Source organism: Horticoccus luteus, assembly GCF_019464535.1.
GTDB classification, from domain to species: Bacteria; Verrucomicrobiota; Verrucomicrobiia; order Opitutales; family Opitutaceae; genus Horticoccus; species Horticoccus luteus.
On record NZ_CP080507.1, the window covers coordinates 1,875,730 to 1,893,377 of the forward strand.

General features: G+C 61.7%; 17 protein-coding genes and 1 tRNA gene. 6 read left to right on the forward strand and 12 right to left on the reverse strand.

What is annotated here, in order from left to right:
* Position 1: 1 nt before the first annotated feature.
* From K0B96_RS07790 to K0B96_RS07825, 8 genes are all read right to left on the reverse strand, one after another.
* Positions 2 to 1,132: a glycosyltransferase family 4 protein gene (locus K0B96_RS07790; RefSeq protein ID WP_220165770.1), complete on the reverse strand. Its 1,131-nt coding sequence runs from the start codon at positions 1,130 to 1,132 to the stop codon at positions 2 to 4.
* Positions 1,133 to 1,175: 43 nt separating this feature from the next.
* Positions 1,176 to 2,177 (reverse strand): glycosyltransferase family 9 protein, encoded by a 1,002-nt coding sequence (locus K0B96_RS07795; RefSeq protein WP_220165772.1) that lies wholly within the window; start codon positions 2,175 to 2,177, stop codon positions 1,176 to 1,178.
* 121 nt (positions 2,178 to 2,298) lie between these two features.
* Positions 2,299 to 3,036 carry a class I SAM-dependent methyltransferase gene (locus K0B96_RS07800; protein ID WP_220165774.1) on the reverse strand — a complete coding sequence of 246 codons (738 nt, stop codon included), beginning with the start codon at positions 3,034 to 3,036 and terminating at the stop codon, positions 2,299 to 2,301.
* Positions 3,033 to 4,286: an ABC transporter ATP-binding protein gene (locus K0B96_RS07805; RefSeq protein WP_220165776.1), complete on the reverse strand. Its 1,254-nt coding sequence runs from the start codon at positions 4,284 to 4,286 to the stop codon at positions 3,033 to 3,035. Before K0B96_RS07805 ends, K0B96_RS07800 begins: the two co-directional genes overlap by 4 nt.
* A complete protein-coding gene (locus K0B96_RS07810; protein WP_220165783.1) occupies positions 4,283 to 5,143 on the reverse strand; it encodes an ABC transporter permease in 861 nt (286 codons plus the stop codon). The genes K0B96_RS07805 and K0B96_RS07810 overlap by 4 nt, the downstream gene beginning before the upstream one ends.
* Positions 5,144 to 5,181: 38 nt before the next feature.
* Positions 5,182 to 6,300 (reverse strand): glycosyltransferase family 4 protein, encoded by a 1,119-nt coding sequence (locus K0B96_RS07815; RefSeq protein ID WP_220165785.1) that lies wholly within the window; start codon positions 6,298 to 6,300, stop codon positions 5,182 to 5,184.
* Positions 6,297 to 8,162 carry an asparagine synthase (glutamine-hydrolyzing) gene (gene asnB, locus K0B96_RS07820; protein WP_220165787.1) on the reverse strand — a complete coding sequence of 622 codons (1,866 nt, stop codon included), beginning with the start codon at positions 8,160 to 8,162 and terminating at the stop codon, positions 6,297 to 6,299. Before asnB ends, K0B96_RS07815 begins: the two co-directional genes overlap by 4 nt.
* A gap of 135 nt (positions 8,163 to 8,297) precedes the next feature.
* Positions 8,298 to 8,846 carry a DJ-1 family glyoxalase III gene (locus tag K0B96_RS07825; RefSeq protein WP_220165789.1) on the reverse strand — a complete coding sequence of 183 codons (549 nt, stop codon included), beginning with the start codon at positions 8,844 to 8,846 and terminating at the stop codon, positions 8,298 to 8,300.
* An 18-nt stretch (positions 8,847 to 8,864) separates the two neighbouring features.
* On the opposite strand from K0B96_RS07825, the gene K0B96_RS07830 reads away from it, so the two are divergent.
* Genes K0B96_RS07830 through recR form a run of 3 tightly spaced genes read left to right on the forward strand, consistent with a single transcriptional unit; the run spans position 8,865 to position 10,710 of the window.
* Positions 8,865 to 9,743: an NAD-dependent epimerase/dehydratase family protein gene (locus tag K0B96_RS07830; RefSeq protein WP_220165791.1), complete on the forward strand. Its 879-nt coding sequence runs from the start codon at positions 8,865 to 8,867 to the stop codon at positions 9,741 to 9,743.
* Positions 9,744 to 9,791: 48 nt separating this feature from the next.
* Positions 9,792 to 10,100 (forward strand): YbaB/EbfC family nucleoid-associated protein, encoded by a 309-nt coding sequence (locus K0B96_RS07835; protein ID WP_220165793.1) that lies wholly within the window; start codon positions 9,792 to 9,794, stop codon positions 10,098 to 10,100.
* 13 nt (positions 10,101 to 10,113) lie between these two features.
* Positions 10,114 to 10,710 carry a recombination mediator RecR gene (recR, locus tag K0B96_RS07840; protein ID WP_220165795.1) on the forward strand — a complete coding sequence of 199 codons (597 nt, stop codon included), beginning with the start codon at positions 10,114 to 10,116 and terminating at the stop codon, positions 10,708 to 10,710.
* Positions 10,711 to 10,749: 39 nt separating this feature from the next.
* Here the strand turns inward: recR and K0B96_RS07845 are convergent.
* The 3 genes from K0B96_RS07845 to xseB form a co-directional block, all read right to left on the reverse strand.
* Positions 10,750 to 10,823: transfer RNA gene (locus K0B96_RS07845), tRNA-Gly, on the reverse strand.
* Between the two features lie 133 nt (positions 10,824 to 10,956).
* Positions 10,957 to 12,921, reverse strand: coding sequence for a 1-deoxy-D-xylulose-5-phosphate synthase (gene dxs, locus K0B96_RS07850; RefSeq protein WP_220165797.1), 1,965 nt, complete (start codon positions 12,919 to 12,921; stop codon positions 10,957 to 10,959).
* Between the two features lie 19 nt (positions 12,922 to 12,940).
* Positions 12,941 to 13,183: an exodeoxyribonuclease VII small subunit gene (gene xseB / locus K0B96_RS07855; RefSeq protein WP_220165806.1), complete on the reverse strand. Its 243-nt coding sequence runs from the start codon at positions 13,181 to 13,183 to the stop codon at positions 12,941 to 12,943.
* 83 nt (positions 13,184 to 13,266) lie between these two features.
* Between xseB and K0B96_RS07860 the strand changes: the two genes are divergently transcribed.
* Positions 13,267 to 14,514 carry a M48 family metallopeptidase gene (locus K0B96_RS07860; protein ID WP_220165808.1) on the forward strand — a complete coding sequence of 416 codons (1,248 nt, stop codon included), beginning with the start codon at positions 13,267 to 13,269 and terminating at the stop codon, positions 14,512 to 14,514.
* 18 nt (positions 14,515 to 14,532) lie between these two features.
* Complete coding sequence (locus tag K0B96_RS07865; protein WP_220165810.1) at positions 14,533 to 15,435, forward strand: endonuclease/exonuclease/phosphatase family protein; 903 nt, start codon at positions 14,533 to 14,535, stop codon at positions 15,433 to 15,435.
* A gap of 53 nt (positions 15,436 to 15,488) precedes the next feature.
* Here the strand turns inward: K0B96_RS07865 and K0B96_RS07870 are convergent, their stop codons facing one another.
* Positions 15,489 to 16,412 carry a TIG domain-containing protein gene (locus K0B96_RS07870; RefSeq protein WP_220165812.1) on the reverse strand — a complete coding sequence of 308 codons (924 nt, stop codon included), beginning with the start codon at positions 16,410 to 16,412 and terminating at the stop codon, positions 15,489 to 15,491.
* 84 nt (positions 16,413 to 16,496) lie between these two features.
* On the opposite strand from K0B96_RS07870, the gene hemW reads away from it, so the two are divergent.
* Positions 16,497 to 17,648 (forward strand): radical SAM family heme chaperone HemW, encoded by a 1,152-nt coding sequence (gene hemW, locus K0B96_RS07875; RefSeq protein WP_255558895.1) that lies wholly within the window; start codon positions 16,497 to 16,499, stop codon positions 17,646 to 17,648.

The following is a 17,648-nucleotide window of genomic DNA, read 5'->3' on the forward strand; positions in this document are numbered from 1 at the left end:
TTCAGGTGTCGCTGACGAAAATCTCGACGAGCCGGCTGGCAAGTTCGCGGCAGGGATCTGCGGGCATACGCGACCGAATTGTCCGGGCGGCGGCGTCGCCCATTTTCTTCAATTCCGCGCGTCGCACCCAAGCGCGCTCTAAGGCCTCGTCGAGCGCGGTCGCGGTCGGTGCGGCGGCGAGAAAACCCGTGACGCCGTCTTCGACGATTTCTGCACTGGCGCAGGTGGCGGTGACGAGATTGGCGCGGCCGAGCATCATGGCCTCGATTACGGATAGCGGCATCCCCTCGTAGCGCGAGGGCAGCACGCCCAGGTGGTGGTTTTCCCAGAGCGCCGGAATATCGGTGGTTTGGCCGGCGAATACGGACCGATCGATGCGAAGATAGTGCGCGGCATTTTGCAGAGTTCTGCGGTGCGGGCCTTCGCCGTAAAAGGTGACGGTGACAGGGCGCGCCCGCCATTTATCGAGAGCCAAAGTGCGAAGGATCAGGTCCTGGCCCTTTGCGTGGACGTCAAGCCGCGCAACACAACCGAGACTCAACCCCGCTGCCTGGGGGAAAGTCGGCGACGTTTCTCCGGATCTGAACGCGGCGGGCAGGCTCGCAGGATTCCAGATCACCTCGGCATTCGTCAATTCGCGGCCGAGGAATTGTTGAACGTCCTCGCGGTTATGGTGCGAGACGAAGAAAACGCGACGGGCGTTCAGCAGGAATTTTTCGATGCCCGCGAGGGCACCATCGTGCGGCCAAATTTCGGGCGCAGCAGCCTGGATGATGACGGCGTAGGGAATCCGGTTGTCGGAAAGGTTGGCCAGTTCGGAGAAATCGTCGAGGAGGCTGCCACACGAAACGATCACTTTGGGTTCTTCGAAGGTGCCGAGCCAACCACGCAGGCGGTGATTGAGTTTGTGCGCGTAGAGCCGGGGTGCCGTGCGGCGCAAAAGACGCAGCGAAAGCGACCGGGAAGTCAATTCGAACGTGGTGGCCACTCCGAGGCGGGCCAGATCGGTCATCGCGGGCGTCGGGCGGGTGGCGGCCGCGGTATGCGTGGCGACCCGCAGACCGCGGGAACAGAGGTGCTTCGCCGCGCCGTGCCAGAGAGTTTCACTGCCGCCCCAAGAAACCATCCGCATAGTCGAGATGAACACGAAACTCACGGGAGATTGTTTGTTTCGATCACGGGCGGGACGTCGAGGAAGGCGCGACGACGGCGCGATCGATCGGGAGCGGTCCTCGGGGAACCGACAGCGCTTCATTAATGGCCGCCACGACGGAGGCGGGGAGGATGTTGGTCATGCAGGCGAGGTGATGGTCGCACCGGCTCCACAACCAGCAAGGCGAGCAGGCGGGCTGGGAGACAATATTCACATTCGCAGTATAGCCGGACTGTTCCGGCAATTCCCGACCGCCGTAGACAATGACGGAAGGACAGTCGACCGCGCGGGCCAGATGCATTAATCCACCGACGAGGCCGACGAACAAACGGCTGGCGGCGAGGATGGCGGCGGTCTCGCGAAGGGTGGTTCTGCCGCGCCAGTCTTCCGTTTGCGGGAGTGGAGGATCGTTGCGCGATCCGACCTGGATAACGCGGCGGCCGGCGGCGCGGAGGGATTTCACCACCTCGGCGAATCGTTCCGCGCCCCATTCCTTGGTGACGATGGGAAACCGCGCGTTGCGGGTTGTGCTCTGGATGCAAACAGCGCCTGCGGCCCAGCGACCGGAAGCCAGTTCGTCGGCGGAAAGCACGATGCGGGGGACGAGTTCTATCGGGCCGCTCACGCCGGCGAGGCGGCACATCGTGGCGATGAGGTGTCCGTCCGGTTGTTGATCGCGATCGGTGGCCTCGTCGCGGGCGCCGTAGTGCAAGCTGCAAATGGGAACGCCTATGCGCGCGAGCATACGCAGGGTTTCGTGGGTGAACGGCAAGGCGTGATCGCAATCGCGATTCAAGGCGAAAAGCCCGGGGTCTTCCGTGATCACCCAAACGCATGGCCGGAGCGTATGGCGCTTGCGCCATTCGTGCAGGACTCGCGCGACCATGAGCGCGTCGCCGACCCCGCCATAGTGGGAGAAGACCATCCGCGGTCGACCATGACGCAAGAGCTGCACGGCGCCCCAGCGCCAGAGCCGGGCGCGGCGGCGGTAGCTCGCGAAGTCGAACTGCGGGTACAGCCTCATTCAGCGACTGGCGGGCATGTCGGAGGGAAAGAATGCCTGCTCGATGGGATCACGGTCAGGCGGCGGGCTACTCGGCGCGCCGTCGTGCAAATGAGCCCGTGTATAGTGAAACTTGGAATGGTCAACGCGACGAAATTTCAACCTTTGGGAAAATTACGAACAACCCGCGCGCGAGCGTGTTTTCAAAACAGCCGCTCATTTCTTCATCGCGTGCAAGGTCGTGGATTTCGCGGCGATAGAGCTCGTGGGCAGGCGCGGGGGGATCCTGCAGCATCTTCTTTGTACGATGAGGAGATGTATCGTGGAATGCGGCGATACCTTTGAGGATCGCGCGTTCACGGCAAATTCGATACTCTTCCGCGCGAATTTCGCAGAGACTATCGAAAAAACCGAAATCGAATGTAAGGTTCGTATCTCTCAGGAAAGCCTTTGAATCCGCACAATGAACTTCGACAAAATCTTCAAGCCGATAGCGCCGCATTTTCGCGGAAAGGCGTTCACAGGCCGCCGCCTCGATTTCCACCGAGTGAACCTTGCCAAATCCGTTGTCGCGACAGGCGGTGGCCAGGGCGATGGTGCCCAGCCCGTCGAGTGCTCCTGTTTCCAGGATGGAAGCCGGTTTTGTCAGGCAGACGGTGGCGTGAAGCCAGTTTAGAGTCTCGATTTCGGTTGAGCCCGCGTTATGGGCCAGAAAGAGTTCGGCGCGTTCTTCCGGCGAATGAGGATGAGCCACGGATTCCAAACCGAACGATATGTCGATTGGCAGCCAAGAAGGCCGCCAATCTCTTTTGCAAACTGGCGGACTTTTCTTCCAGCCAAGAACGGCTCCGTGAACGGCGTTTTTCAGGCGGGTGATCATATTGAGTCGGGGGTGCGTGTAATGGTGGTGGAAATGTCGACCGCAAGCACGCCTTGAATGGTCGAGAAGTTCTCACGTGCGCTTTGCGGTGAGTCGATGACCTCAATATCAAGTGCTTCTCGCACGTAGTCTTCCGATCCACGTTCAGAGCGAAGACCAATCCCAAAGCAGTATGGACCAGGCACGACCTGCAGCTCCGGGTAGACGACTGCCATCAGATAGTCGCCGGGCTCCAGCGGCCCATGTCTTTTGCTCCACGAGCTAAGACTAGAGCAAACTTCAAAGCCATGCAGGTTGAACAGGCCTAAACCGATTTCGAGGGTCTCGAGTCGTTGTGCCACCTGAATTTTGAACTCCAACGCGATCCTTGTGCCGAAGGGAAATTGCCAAGCAGCGGGTGAGCATGCTTCCCCCATCCGCACAGAAAGTAGCCGTGCTTTGTTCCGTAAGTTTCCTGTCCGGATAATTCTAGTTAGGTCAACGGTGACGTCATTGGTGCGGTTTGCCCCGAAGTACCGCTGTACAATGTCCGCCGGTTTACCATCCGCGAGAATCCGGCCTCCTTCGAATAGCAAGGCATGCGTGCACAGTTGCATAACCGAATTCAAATTGTGTGTGACGAAAAGCACGGTGCGCCGTTCTTCAGTCGAGATCACACGCATTCGAGCCAAGCATTTTTTCTGGAAGGCAACGTCGCCGACTGCGAGCACCTCGTCGACAATCAGAATGTCCGGTTCGAGGTGCGCGGCGACGGCGAAGGCTAGGCGGACGTACATGCCGCTGCTGTAGCGTTTCACCGGGGTGTCGATGAACTGCTCCACTTCGGCAAAGGCCACGATCTCGTCGAATTTGCGGCGGACTTCGGCGCGGCTCATCCCGAGGATGGCGCCATTGAGAAAGATGTTTTCCCGGCCGGTGAGTTCGGGATGAAACCCGGTGCCGACTTCGAGGAGCGAAGCGACGCGACCTCGGAGGCGGGCGGAGCCGCTGGTGGGTTCCGTAATGCGCGAGAGGATTTTCAGCAGCGTGGATTTACCGGCGCCGTTGCGGCCAATGATTCCCACCACTTCGCCGGGTTGCACGTCGAACGATACGTCTTTCAGCGCCCAGAAATCAGCTTTGTCCGGATGCGGCACTCCACGAAGACGATCCCAGTAACGGGCGGCTTCCTCACGCAATGACGTCGCGCCGATGGCGCCAAGCCGGTAGCGTTTCGAAAGATTGCGGACTTCGATGATCGGGCGGCTCATACGACGTCGATGAAGTTCTTTTCCACGCGTTGAAAGACGAGGATGCCTGAGACGAGGGCGGCCAGGGTCGTGCCCACCGAAATCAATATGAGCGTGGGTGTCACCGAGCCGGTGCCGAGCAGCATGAGGCGGAAGCTCTCCACCGGAACGGCGACGGGGTTGAAAGCCACCCAGGCGCGCCACTGCTCTGGAACTTTGGCCAGCGGGTAGATGATCGGCGTGACGTAGAGCCAAAGTTGAATGAGAAAGCCGGAGAGTACGGAGAAATCGCGAAATTTCGCGGTGAGCGCCGCCAGCCAGAGGCCGATGCCGAGGCTCAGCGCCGCCAGTTGCAGGAGCACGATTGGCAGGAGCAAGGCGCTCCAACCCGGTCCCACAGACGATTCCACGTGGCTCATCCGGTAGAGAGCGAAGAGCACGACAAACGTCACGAATTGGATCGCGAAGGAGATGAGGTTGGAGACGATGCTCGAAAGCGGCACAATCAGCCGCGGGAAATACACTTTGCCAAACAAGCCGGCATTGGCGACGAGCGTGCCCGACGTGGAGCTGAACGATTGGGCGAAATAGTTCCATGCCAGCAGGCCGCAGAGATAAAAGAGCGTGGGCGGAAGACCGTCAGTCGAGAGCTCCGCCACATGGCTGAAGACGATGGTGAAGATCAGCGTCGTAATCAGCGGCTGCACCAAATGCCAGAGCGGGCCGAGCACGGTTTGCTTGTAACGCGTGGCGAAATCGCGCCAGACGAGTTGCCGCAGCAGGTCGCGATAGGCCCACAGCTCCCGCCAATTGAGAAAGCGCAAACCATGGCTCGGCTCGATGACTATTTCGAGTTCAGGTGACAGTGTAGAAGGCATGGAGAAGATCAGATTGCAGCCGTTTGGGCGAATTCGGGTTATTTTTCGAATGACATCGGTGCGGGGGCGGCCGGCGCGGGACGCAATACCTGGCCGAGGGTCGCCTTGAAGTTCTCATACGAAAACAATTTGGCCCGGGCGCGGATCGCAGCTTCGTCCCACGGGTGTTGCAGGGCGGCGACACACGCATCGGCAAGGCCGATTTCGTCACCGTATTCGACGAGGATGCCGGTGTGCTCGTCGATCACTTCGGGGATGCCGCCGGCGCGCGCGCCGATGCAGGGTTTGCCATGGGCAAACGCTTCGAGAAATACGATGCCAAAACCTTCTTTTCGGCTGGGAAGCGCAAACACTGTGCACGCACAAAGTTCATCTCGGAGTTCTGCATCCGGGAGGAATCCGGCGAATTCGATCGCGTCCGGCGCGGTTGTGTGCGCGAGCGCCTGGAGGCGGGGAGCGTCGTTGCCGCGCCCGACGATGCGAAGCATGGCAGCGGGGCAACGAGTTCGAACCTCGCGCATGGCGCGGATCAAAGTGTCGACCCCCTTGTAAGCGTCGCCGGTGCTGAGGCGCGAGACGGTCAGAATGATTTGGCGCGGCGACGCGGATGCGGGCTGCGTCGGACCTGATTTTCCACGCGTGAAGAGCGGATCGAGTGCATTGGGCACCACCGCGAACTGATCGGCGCGGAGGTTCGGGCAGGCAGCGAGAATCTGCCGACGGGTGTAATCGCTCACGCAGAGAATCCGCTGCGTGCCGCGCAAAGCCCAGCGTTCGAACGCGGAAAACGGCCGCCATACTTCAATCCCGTGCGCGACCACCGACGTAGGCAGGTGGCGGCCGACCGCGGTCACCAACCGCGCGACGAACAGCAGGTGAATGTGACCGCACACGATTCGGTCGGCCTGCCGCGCTTCCCGCCAGAGATGCCGGAGAAACCCCAGCCGGCGCCGGGCGCATGTTATAACAGTCGTGATGCTGGGCGTTCGATATGGTTCGAAGCGGGCAGCGGGGATGGTGCGGTCGTTGAGTACGATCACGCTGACAGCATCGCCCGGTCCGGCCAGCTCCCCAAACGCCTTCGTATAGAGTCGCATGATGCGTTCAATGCCACCCTCGGAATCGAAAAGCGCCGGCAGGAGGAGAAGCGTCTTCATGCGGGGCGCCGGTTGAGAAATGCGATCAACACTCCAAGGCTCCAAACCCGGGACCACGCGCGGTCATCGGTGCGCGCTCGGTAACGTTGCCAGACGTCGGCGGCCGCTTCCGGCGAAAGCAGGCCGGTGCGCGCGACCGAGGCCGGAGAAAAAATGTCGTCCATCAACGGCCGAAGGTCGCGGCGCAGCCACTGCGCGAAAGGCAGAGTGAAGCCGCGCTTGCGGCGGGCGGCCATTCCTGGCGGCAGAACATCGGCGAGGGCGTCGGCGAGAGCGGACTTCGGTCGTCCGGGAGTAAACTTGAAGCGGGTAGGTTGCTGCCAAAGCCACTCGATCAATGGGCGGTCGACGAACGGCACGCGCAATTCGAGCGAGTGCCGCATGCTCATCACGTCGCTATCGCGAAGCAGCAGGTTGCCCATGTAGTTTCGCAACTCCCATGCGCTCACGACACGAAACGCGTCGTCGGCGCCGAGATCGGCGGAGAGTCGGTGGAGTTCGGGGTGGGTTTCCGGAGGCAGCGGCGGGCGCAGCAGCCGCTCGGCGGCGCTTTGCGAAAACAAGCGGCGTTGCAAAGAGGAGAGCGCATGCACATCGCGGGCATAGCGCAGGATGTCGGCCAGTTTTTGGTGGCGCGTTTCGCCGCGGGAAAGGCGCGCGAGAATCGGCTCGCGAACGGAAGCGCTCAAAAGATGCCAGACGCGCAACCACGGCGCGAGGCGGGGGACATCTCGAAAGCTGGGATAGCCGCCGAAAAGCTCGTCGCCTCCGAGGCCGGACAACGCCACGGTCACGCTGCCGACCCGGGCCGCTCGCGCCACATAGAAGGTGTTAACGCCATCGCCGGAGGGCTGATCCATGCTGGCGATAAGCGTGTCGAAATCGCGGGCGACGTCGGCGCCGCGAAGAATGAAGGTTTCGTGGTCAGTTCCGTAATACTGGGCGGTGGCGGCTGCTTCGGTTGCTTCGGAGAGTTCCGGTTCCTCGAATGCCAAAGAAAAGGTTTTCAATCTGCCCGCTCCCTGTCGCGCCATCAGCCCGACGATGGCGGAGGAATCGAGGCCGCCGGACAGAAACGCACCCACGGGCACATCAGCGACGCGATGAACCGCGATGGATTGCTCAAGCTGGAAGCGGAGTTGGGCGGTGAATTCGGCGCGGCTTTTCGCGGCCGGCTGCGCGGCTATGCCCGAGAACGTCCAGCTCCGGCGGAACTGCATAAGGCCTGATTTCCAGGATGCGGTTTCGCCGGGGCGGAGGCTGCGCACGTGCCGGTAAATCGTGCGGGGCGTGGGTACCGCGATGTAAGCCAGATAATCGGTGACGGCTTGCGGGTCGAATTCAGCCTGGATCACCCGGGCGGCGACGAGCGCATTGAGCTCGGACGCGAAGAGAAGTGTTTCGCGGTCGCGGTAAAAATAGAGCGGCTTGATGCCAAAGGGGTCGCGCGCGAGAAATAACGATTCGTCGCGAGCGTCCCAGACCGCAAAGGCGAACATGCCCCGCAATTCCTTCACGCAGTCGCCGCCCCAATGGACGTAGGCGGCGAGCAATACCTCGGTGTCGCAATCGGTGCGAAACGTGAATCCGAACAGATGCAGGCGTGCTTTGAGATCGCGGAAATTCAGAATCGCGCCGTTGAACACGATCGTGAAACGGCCGTCCGGTGTTTGCATGGGCTGGCGCCCGTGGGCGGGATCGAAAATCGCCAGACGTCGCGAGCCAAGCGTCACCGGGCCGAGGTCAGCGATACCGCCATCGTCGGGACCGCGGTGGCGCATACTTTCGCACATGCGACTCACTCTTTCCCGGCGTTCTTCGGCCGATTGGCCCCTATCGATCAGTCCAGCGATGCCGCACATGCCTATTTCAACAAAAGCTTCGCCCCGCCACTTCTTTGGGGCGCGTTGAAGCGAAGTATTGCCGATGCCACCATCCGGGTTGCACGTTAGGGTGAATCCCTCAGGCAAGGGAAGTCCTAATGCGTATTCAGGTTCTCAATCGTTGGGCCAGCACACGCTTTGCGCGACTTCATTTCGCGCGGCGGCTGAAACGAGCTCTTGAACCAGCACCAAGCCGAAGTGCGCGGCCGTGCCGGCTCCTCGGGATGTGAGGAGCTTACCATCGACGACCACGGGCTTTCCTATCTCCATAGCAGGCAACTCCTCGCGCACGGAATCGTGGGCAGTAAACTTGCGGCCCGCGAGCAAGCCGGCGTCGTTGAGAACCGTGGGCGCCGCGCAGATGGCAGCGATCCAGCCTCCGCGCGCGGCTTGGCGCGTCAGCAACTCGGGGACACGGGCGTCGGCCCGGAACAGTTTTACGCCTGGTCCGCCTGGCAGGAAAACGCAGTCAAAGACCTCTTCACTGACCGCGCGCAAGGTGTTATCTGCCAACAATTGGATTCCGTTGCGGCCCATAACCGTCAATGCGTCGCCGAGCGCGGCGAGGGTGACGCGGACGCCGGCACGGCGGAGAAAATCGATGGGGGTGACTGCTTCAGCTTCTTCGAAGCCCTCCGGAAGGATTGCCAGAACAGTTCTCATGGCGAAAGTGAATCCTCGATGCCGCGCGGCGCACTTCCAAAATCGCAGGGAAAATCACTCATCATTTTGGGGTGCGGTTATGTCGGGCGGCGTCTGGCGGAGGAGGCGATTGAGGCCGGATGGAGCGTGGCGGCGTTGACCCGAAATTCTGGCAAAGCCGAGATGCTCCGCGAGATGGGCGTTCAAACGGTGTGCGCCGATCTGGCGGAATCCGGGTGGCACGCGGCGTTTCCGGGAGCGTTCGACGTCGTGGTGAACAGCGTAAGCTCCGGTCGCGGCGGGGCGGAGCAGCGGCGGCGCAGTTATGTGGAGGGCACGCGTTCCATTCTGCGGTGGGCGGAGCGATGCGGGCCGGCGGCGTTGATTCACCTGAGCAGCATTTCGGTTTACCCACAACGCGGCGGCGAATTTGTGGACGAAGAGACCAGCACGGCGGGCGTGGGTGAACGTGGTGCTGTTCAACTGGAGGCGGAGGCGCTCGTGCGGGAGGCCGCGGGCGGCAGTGGCCGAGGGAGCATTTTGCGGCTGGGGGGAATCTACGGCCCGGGGCGCACCGTGTTGTTTGCCAAGATCAAGAGTGGAGAACCGTTGTCGGGAAGACCCGACGAGCACTTGAATTTAATCCATCGCGACGACGTGTGCGCGGCGTGTTGGGCGGCCCTTGATGTTTTAGAAAAGGGCGGAGTCGAAACATTCAACGTCGTCGATGATGCGGCGGCGACACGAGGGGAAATCGCCTCGTGGCTCGCTGCTCAAGCGGGCGTCGCCCCGCCGCGCTTCGATGGGACACCCGGGAACGACCGCATCGTGAGCAATGCCAAGATCAAACACGCCCTCGGGTGGTCACCGGGGGTTCCCACGTATCGCGAAGGCTACGCGAATTTGTTGTCGCGTTGAGCAAGGCCTCCGCGCTCAACTGACGGTTTTCCAACCCATTCTTTACCCATGGCCGGTGTAGGCAAACTCCTCAAACAAGCTCAGAAAATGCAGCGCTCGATCGAGACGCTCCAAACCCAGCTCGAAGCGAAGGAAATCGACGTCACGAGCGGCGGCGGCGCGGTGAAGATCAAGATCAACGGTGCGGGCAAGTTCATGAGTCTCTCACTTGATCCCGAGTTTCTGAAGGAAGACGCGAAGCTCGTGTCGGATGCCGTGCTTGCGGCAGTGCAGGATGCGGCGAAACAGGCGAAGGAATTCAACGACGCGGAGATGCAGAAAGTGACGTCGGCATTTCAAATGCCCGGCTTGATGTGAGGGCGATCGGTGAATGACGCCGGCCTTTGAACGGCTGCAAAAGCAGCTCAAGCAACTGCCCGGCTTGGGCTACCGTTCGGCAGAGCGGATCGCGCTGCATCTTTTGGTCGAAAAACCGGCGGCGCTGGAAGCGCTGGTAGCCTCGCTCCACGAAGCCGCGGGATCGGTGCGACGTTGCGCGCGCTGCGGCAATCTCGCCGAGGGCGAGTTGTGCGGCATCTGCGCAGACGAGCGGCGCGATCACGGGGTCGTTTGCGTGGTGGAGCATGTGCCCGATCTCGTTGCGATCGAGCGAAGCAGTGCGTATCGCGGCGTTTATCATGTTTTGCATGGGAAACTTTCGCCGATTCACGGCGTTGGCCCGGAGCAACTCAATGTGGCCTCGCTCGCCGAACGATTGGCGGACGGGAGTTTGCGCGAAATGATTCTGGCGCTCTCCAACGATGTGGAGGGTGAGGCGACCTGCCACTATTTGACGGAGCGGCTGGCGGCGGGAAAGCCGCTCCAGATCACGCGCATCGGTTTCGGTATTCCGAGCGGAGGAGGCGTGCTTTACGCAGATTCCGTCACATTGAAAAGCGCGCTCGACGCGCGGCGCAGCTATCAGTGAGGGAAGGCGAAGCGCCGGCAAGGAAGCCGTCGTCAGTTCTGGTGCGGGCGGAGGGAATCGAACCCTCCTCTCAAGCTTGGGAAGCTCACATTCTACCGATGAACTACGCCCGCGTCACAGAACGCGTTGTGATGTGCGAGAAAGTTTCGGCGAAGACAAGACTGCGTTTTACGAATGGTATCGCCTGCGGTGGAGGGCGCCTGGTGGCGGCGTCACGCAGTAATCCTGCATCGCAGCCGAGTCCGTTTATGGCGCGGTGGCGGCGCGCTTTTCTCGCAAGGCTGTGAAACACTCTGCCGCGCTGGCGCTGGCGCGCGCGACAATGCGGGCGTAGATTTCGTCTGGTGAGAGGCCGTAGCTGGCGCGCAAGAGGTCGGTGCTGGAGCCGTGTTCGACGAACCGATCGGGCCAGCCGATTCGGACGACGTCCGTGGCGCTTCCCGCCTCGTTGAGCGTTTCCAGCACGGCGCTGCCGAATCCTCCGGCGAGCACGTGATCCTCCATGGTGACGAGGAGAGGAACCTCCGCCGCTTGGCGCAGCAGCAGCGCGCGGTCGAGCGGCTTGGCGAAGCGGGCGTTCACGACGCCGACGGAAAGGCCTTCGTCGCGTTCGAAGCGTGCAGCTAATTGCAACGCATCCTGCACCATCGGTCCGAGCGCCCAGATTACGATGTGCGAGCCTTCGCGCAAGACGTCCGCGCGGCCGATCGGGAGCAAACCCGGGGCGGTTTTAATCGGCACGCCCAAGCCGCCGCCGCGAGGATAACGAATGAAGGCCGGACCCGGGTGGTGCAGGCTCGTGTGCAACATGTCCACGAGTTCATCCTCATGACGCGGCTGCATGACGACGGCGTTGGGCACGCAGCGCAGGTAGGAAATATCAAAAAGGCCGTGGTGGGTGGGGCCGTCGTTGGGCGAGAGCCCGGCGCGGTCCATGCAGAACGTCACGGGGAGATTTTGGAGCGCCACATCGTGGATGATTTGGTCGTAGGCGCGTTGGAGAAAAGTCGAGTAGATCGCGACCACGGGGCGAAAACCCTTTGTCGCCAGTCCGGCGGCAAAGAGGACGGCGTGCTCCTCGGCAATGCCGACGTCGAAAAATTGTTGCGGCACCGCGGACGCGAGGCGGGAAAGGCCGGTGCCGCTGGGCATGGCGCCCGTGATGCCCAGCACGCGGGGATCCGCCTGGGCGAAGCGCACCATCGCCTGCCCGAAGACGTCCTGATAATTTGGCGGGGTGCCGGCCGGAGTTTTTTTCGAATCGCCCGTGAGCGGATCGAAGGGACTCGCGCCGTGAAAGCGCTCGGGTGACGTGAGGGCCGCCGCGAGGCCTTTGCCTTTTTTCGTCAAAACATGGATGAGCACCGGCACATCGCACTGTTTCGCGAACTCCAGATTCTTGATCAAAGAGTCGAGATTGTGGCCGTCGACCGGGCCGAGGTAACGCAGGCCAAATTTTTCGAAGAGTGAGGATTCGACGAAGAAGTCCTTCGTCTCGCGTTTCCACTTGGAGTAAACGCGATTCATCTCCTCGCCACGGGGAAAGCTTTTGAAGAAGCCTTCAATGTCGTGGTGGATTTTGTTGTAAGTGGGATTGGTGCTGAGGCGGTTCAGATATTTCGCCATCGCGCCGACATTCTTCGCGATCGACCATTCGTTGTCGTTGAGCACGACGATCAAGCGCTTGGTGGAAGTGACGACGTTGTTTAATGCTTCGAGGGTGATGCCGCAGGTGAACGCAGCGTCGCCACACACTGCGACAACGTGTTCACCCGAGCCGCGCAAATCGCGGGCCGTGGCCATGCCGAGAGCGGCGCTCAATGCGGTGCCGGCATGACCGGCGCCAAATGCGTCGTGCGCACTCTCGGGGCGGTAGAGAAACCCGCTGGCGCCGCCTGTCTGCCGGAGTTGGCGGAAAAAATCGCCACCGCGCCCGGTGAGGAGTTTGTGCACGTAACCTTGGTGGGCGACGTCGAAGACAAACTGGTCGTCCGGCGTCTCGAACACGCGGTGCAGCGCCAGGGTCAATTCCACGACGCCGAGATTGGGGCCGACGTGGCCGCCATTGCGCGCGGTGACGGCGATGACCTCCTCGCGAATTTCCTGCGCCAGGAGGGGCAGTTGAGCCGGCGTCAATGCTTTGACATCAGCGGGGCCGTGGATCGTCGGGAGAAGACGCTGCTCCGGGGCAGCGGAAGCCGGTTCATTCATTCGCGAAAAGGGTCGGCGCTTATTCCGAGCGCTCGATTTCGAGCTTGGCGAAAATGACGCCATCTTTCTGACGTTTGAGCTGTTCGATCTTGAGCTCGGCATCCTTCAGCCGCTCTTCGCAGACCGTGAGCAACTTGTTGCCTTCCTCGTAGCGCGCCAGCAAGTCCGCGAGCGGCACATCGCCCGCTTCCATCGACTCGACCACGGCCTCGAGTCGCTCCAAGGCGGTTTCGAATGAAGGCGTTGTGTCCGGATTTTCCACGGCGTGACGATGGGGCGGGAGTTGGTCATTTCAACTCATCTTTGGACTGGCGCGCAGAGTCAGTTCCGGTGGATTCTCCAAGGATGACGTTTGTGCTGTGGATCGCAGTGGCGTTGCTAACATTGCGGCTGCTGGGTGAGCTGTGGCTGGGGGCGCTCAATCGCCGGGAGGTGCGGCGGCATGCGGCGCGGGCGCCCGCCGCCGTCAGCGCGATCATGGATGATGCAACCTACGCGAAAGCGGTGCGTTACACCTTGGCTCGTTCGAAGTTCAACGCGGTGTCGGAGGTGTTTGGCACGTGCATCGTCATTCTGGCGCTCGTGTCCGGGGTGCTGCCGTGGCTGTTCATTACGATCACGGGCGCGGGCGCACCGGACGCGGTGTGGTCTCACGCGGCGTTTATTCTGGCGGCCTTCGCGTTGTTGGCGGTGCCGAGCCTGCCCTTCGACTGGTGGGAGACATTTTCGCTCGAGGCGCGGCACGGGTTTAATCAGACCACAACCCGCCTCTGGTTGACGGACAAATTAAAGGGCACGCTGCTGACGGTGGTCATCGGGTTTCCGCTACTCTGGCTGCTGCTCTCACTCGTCCATTGGGTCGGGAGTGCGTGGTGGCTTTGGGGGTTCGCCATTCTGTTCGCCGTGCAATTGCTCATGATGGTGCTGTATCCCAAGCTGATTTTGCCGCTCTTCAACAAGCTGACGCCGCTGCCGGAAGGCGAATTGAGGACCCGATTGATCGCGCTCGGCGAACGAGCAGGATTTCGCGCCAAGACCATCGAGGTGATCGACGGGAGCAAGCGCTCCGGCCACTCGAACGCTTACTTTACCGGCTTCGGCCGGTTCCGGCGCATCGTGCTTTTCGACACGTTGATTGCACAGCTCGGCGCCGCCGAGCTTGAGGCGGTGCTGGCGCACGAAATCGGCCACTACCGTCGCGGACACATTCCAAAAATGATCGCGGTGTCGGCCGTGATGCAGCTCGCCGGCTTCGCGTTGATCGCGTGGTTGGCACGCAGCCCGTGGTTCGACACCGGCTTCGGATTCCCGGCCGGGGCGCTGGCGCCGGCGTTCCTGCTCTTCGGGCTCTTGAGCGGCGTGGTGACGTTCTGGTTTTCGCCGATCCTAAACTTTTTCTCGCGCAAACACGAATACGAGGCCGATGCGTTCGCGCGCGAGGCGGTGGGCGAGGCGGAGAGTATGATCCGCGCGTTACGCAAACTCGCGCAGAAAAACCTGACCAATCTCACGCCGCACCCGTGGTTCAGCGCATTCTTTTACTCGCATCCTACGCTCGTGGAACGCGAGCAGGCGTTGGAGCGGGCCGGCTGACGATTCAAGGCACGCCCCATGCCGAAATCGAAAGCAATTCGTTGTTGGTTGACCGGGTTGCTCTTCGCCGTCGTTGCCCGGGCCGAGAGTCTGCGGGTGGCGACGTATAACATCGAAAATTACGGCGTGGCGGATCGCGTTACGCAGGCGGGTTTTCGCCGCGACTATCCCAAGCCGGAATCGGAAAAGGCGGCTCTGCGGGCGGTCGTGGCGAAGCTCAACGCCGATGTGCTGATTTTGCAGGAGGTCGGACCCAAACCTTACCTCGATGAACTGCAGCGTGATCTGGCCAAGGAGGGGTTGCATTATCCGTTCGCGGCGTTGGTGGAGTCTGCGGACGCGGATCGGCATGTGGCGATGTTGAGCCGGATTCGACCGACTGCCGTCACACCGCACGTGGACTTGGATTTCAAATATCTGGGCGGTCGAGAGAGAGTGAAGCGGGGCGCGCTTGAAGTGCATTTTCGCATTAGGCAGACGGATCTCGCGATCTGGGGCGTGCACCTGAAAAGCCGATACACCGACCAACCGGAGGATCCTTCGTCAGAGCAGCGACGCACGGGCGAAGCGGTGGCGATCCGGGACGCCATCCTCGCCACGAACCCGGATCCGTCACGGGTGAATTTGCTGGTGGCGGGCGACTTCAACGACTTCAAGGCGAGCCACGCGCTGCGCTTGTTTCAGCGGCGCGGGAAAGCCGCCGTGGCGTCGATATTGCCGGTGGCCGATTCGCGGGGCGAGACGTGGACGCACGCGTTTCGTCGCGACGACAGCTATTCGCGAGTGGATCACGTGCTGATTTCGGCCGTCTTGGCGAAATTCGTCCGCGGCGGGTCGGGCGTGATTTGTGACGATCCGGCGACACTGCTGGCCAGCGATCATCGCCCAATCGTCGTGACGCTGGATTTTCCGGACAAATAAAAAGGCCGGACGTGAAGTCCGGCCGAAGGAGGCGCAAGGTTGCTCCTCTGGCGTCAGCGCGCCGTGACGCTCACGGGGATCGTGAGTTCACCCCCCGCGTAACCTTTCAGAAAAAGACTGCCGCTGCCGGGCGAGCCTCCTTGGACGTTGATCGTCACGCTGGTTTGCCCGGCGGGGACGACCACTTCCGGCATGATGACGCTGTCGGGCACGTCGGTCGTGACATCGAGCAGAAGACCTCCGGCGGGTGCCGGATTCGGCACGGAAAACGTCAGCGACTGTGTCTCGCCTGAGCGAAGCGACAGCGACGCGGGCGTGACTGTGAGCGACGAAGCATCGATGCGAAACGTGCCGACGGGCGAGGTGCCCGCATCGCTGCCGAGCATCACGTGGTAATTGCGCGCGGCGTCGATGGCCGGCACGTAAAAACTCAACGCGTTGGGCGATTCGTAAACGGTGCGCGCAGGGACGTTGTCGAAATAGATCGTGTCGTTCGGGTTGAAGCCGCGTCCGAGAACGCTGACGCGGGCGCCGACGGGGCCGCGGTTGACTTCGAGCGAGAGCACGTAGCGGCGCACGATTTTGGCGTGTTCGAGGGCCGTGTAGGTCTCGGCGGGTTTCGACACATCGGCGTGTTCGACGGAGTAATTGACGAGAAAGTAGTAAGCGATTTCGTCGCGCCCCGGGGGCAGGTGATACTCGTATTCCCAGAGATTGGCGCCGAGGGCGCTGGCGGTCATGGCGTGATTCTCGCCATCGATAATGATGTGGGGGGCGACGCTGCCGGGGACGATCGTGCGGATCTTCGGCGTCACGCGCAGCGTGATCGTATAGATTTGCGAGGGATTTTCCGCCAGGGAACCGGGCGTGAGATTGGTGAGAACCACGCTGTCGCAACCGCTTAGAAGCATCACGCCGAGCAGGATGCCCAGCCAAAGGCAGATTTTTCTCGCGAGGGAAATTCGATTGGTGTGCATTGCGTAACTTAGATGGAAAACCGGGCCGGTCGAAGGGCGTTAGTAATGAGCGGGCTCGTGGCAGAGCAAGCCAAAGCTGAGAGCGTGAAAGCGCTAGGACTCTACGTGCACGTGCCGTTTTGCGCGTCGACGTGTGATTTTTGCGCGTTCTACCAAGAACAGCCGACCGCGACCACGGTGAAAGGGTTCCTCACGGACATTGGCCGGGAGGCGAAACTTGTCCGGTGGGCGCGTCCCATCGAAACTATTTTTTGGGGCGGGGGCACGCCAGGTCTGCTGGCACCCGCGGATTTGGCGGTGCTCGGTGAAACCATGAGGGAAATTTGCGGCGGCCCGGTGCGCGAATGGTCGGTGGAATTGGCGCCGGCGTCGGTGACGGAGGCACGGCTCGCGGCCTTGCGAGCGGCCGGGGTGACGCGGATTTCGCTCGGCGTGCAAAGTTTTCGCCCGGAGTTGCTCGACGCACTGGGGCGGCAACACACGCGCGAACAGGTGTTTCGCGCTTACGAACGGATTCGGGCAGCGGGATTCGAGTCGGTTAATCTGGACCTGATGTTTGCGCTGCCTGGACAAGACGAAAGCGCGTGGCTGGAGGATTTGCGCCAAGCGGTGGCGCTGCAGCCTGATCACCTTTCGACCTACTGCCTCACGTTCGAAGAAGACACGAAGCTCTGGGTCAAGCTCTCGAAGGGAGCCGTGAAACTCGATCCGGTGCGAGAGCGGGAGCTCTATGAGCGCACGTGGGAGTTTCTCGGAACGGCGGGATTTGCCCAATACGAAGTATCGAACTTCGCGCGGCCCGGGCACGCGTGTCAGCATAACGTCAACACGTGGCACATGCACGAGTGGGTGGGACTGGGACCGTCCGCCGCGTCGCAACACGACGGGTTGCGAGGCGCCAATATCGCAGATCTCGCGAAGTGGTCGGAGCGGATCGGGCGGGGGGAGCGGGCGACGGAAGACCGCGTGTCGTTGACGCCGGAACTGCTCGCGGAAGATGCGTTAATTTTCGGGCTGCGCATGAACGCCGGCGTGGACACAGGCCCGTGGCGCGCACGGGCACCGGCAGCGAATTGGGGCGAAGTGGATGCGCTGCTGGCGCGGATGGACGCGGAAGGTCTGGCCATCCGCTCGGAGACGCGGGTGCGACTGACCGATCGTGGCCGCCTGGTCGCGGATGCGGTGGGCGTGGAAGTGATGAACGCGTTTGCCTCGCATGCGGTGGGTGCTTCATGA

Bases quoted from the DNA above. Each gene is read 5' to 3' on its own strand.
- K0B96_RS07825 (WP_220165789.1), bottom strand. From the start codon at position 8,846: ATGAGAACTGTTCTGGCAATCCTTCCGGAGGGCTTCGAAGAAGCTGAA.
- K0B96_RS07860 (WP_220165808.1), top strand. From the start codon at position 13,267: ATGACGTTTGTGCTGTGGATCGCAGTGGCGTTGCTAACATTGCGGCTG.
- asnB (WP_220165787.1), bottom strand. From the start codon at position 8,162: ATGTGCGGCATCGCTGGACTGATCGATAGGGGCCAATCGGCCGAAGAA.
- dxs (WP_220165797.1), bottom strand. From the start codon at position 12,921: ATGAATGAACCGGCTTCCGCTGCCCCGGAGCAGCGTCTTCTCCCGACG.
- K0B96_RS07805 (WP_220165776.1), bottom strand. From the start codon at position 4,286: ATGAGCCGCCCGATCATCGAAGTCCGCAATCTTTCGAAACGCTACCGG.
- K0B96_RS07790 (WP_220165770.1), bottom strand. From the start codon at position 1,132: ATGCGGATGGTTTCTTGGGGCGGCAGTGAAACTCTCTGGCACGGCGCG.
- K0B96_RS07830 (WP_220165791.1), top strand. From the start codon at position 8,865: ATGCCGCGCGGCGCACTTCCAAAATCGCAGGGAAAATCACTCATCATT.
- K0B96_RS07810 (WP_220165783.1), bottom strand. From the start codon at position 5,143: ATGCCTTCTACACTGTCACCTGAACTCGAAATAGTCATCGAGCCGAGC.
- K0B96_RS07800 (WP_220165774.1), bottom strand. From the start codon at position 3,036: ATGATCACCCGCCTGAAAAACGCCGTTCACGGAGCCGTTCTTGGCTGG.
- K0B96_RS07815 (WP_220165785.1), bottom strand. From the start codon at position 6,300: ATGAAGACGCTTCTCCTCCTGCCGGCGCTTTTCGATTCCGAGGGTGGC.
- K0B96_RS07870 (WP_220165812.1), bottom strand. From the start codon at position 16,412: ATGCACACCAATCGAATTTCCCTCGCGAGAAAAATCTGCCTTTGGCTG.
- recR (WP_220165795.1), top strand. From the start codon at position 10,114: ATGACGCCGGCCTTTGAACGGCTGCAAAAGCAGCTCAAGCAACTGCCC.
- K0B96_RS07865 (WP_220165810.1), top strand. From the start codon at position 14,533: ATGCCGAAATCGAAAGCAATTCGTTGTTGGTTGACCGGGTTGCTCTTC.
- K0B96_RS07835 (WP_220165793.1), top strand. From the start codon at position 9,792: ATGGCCGGTGTAGGCAAACTCCTCAAACAAGCTCAGAAAATGCAGCGC.
- K0B96_RS07795 (WP_220165772.1), bottom strand. From the start codon at position 2,177: ATGAGGCTGTACCCGCAGTTCGACTTCGCGAGCTACCGCCGCCGCGCC.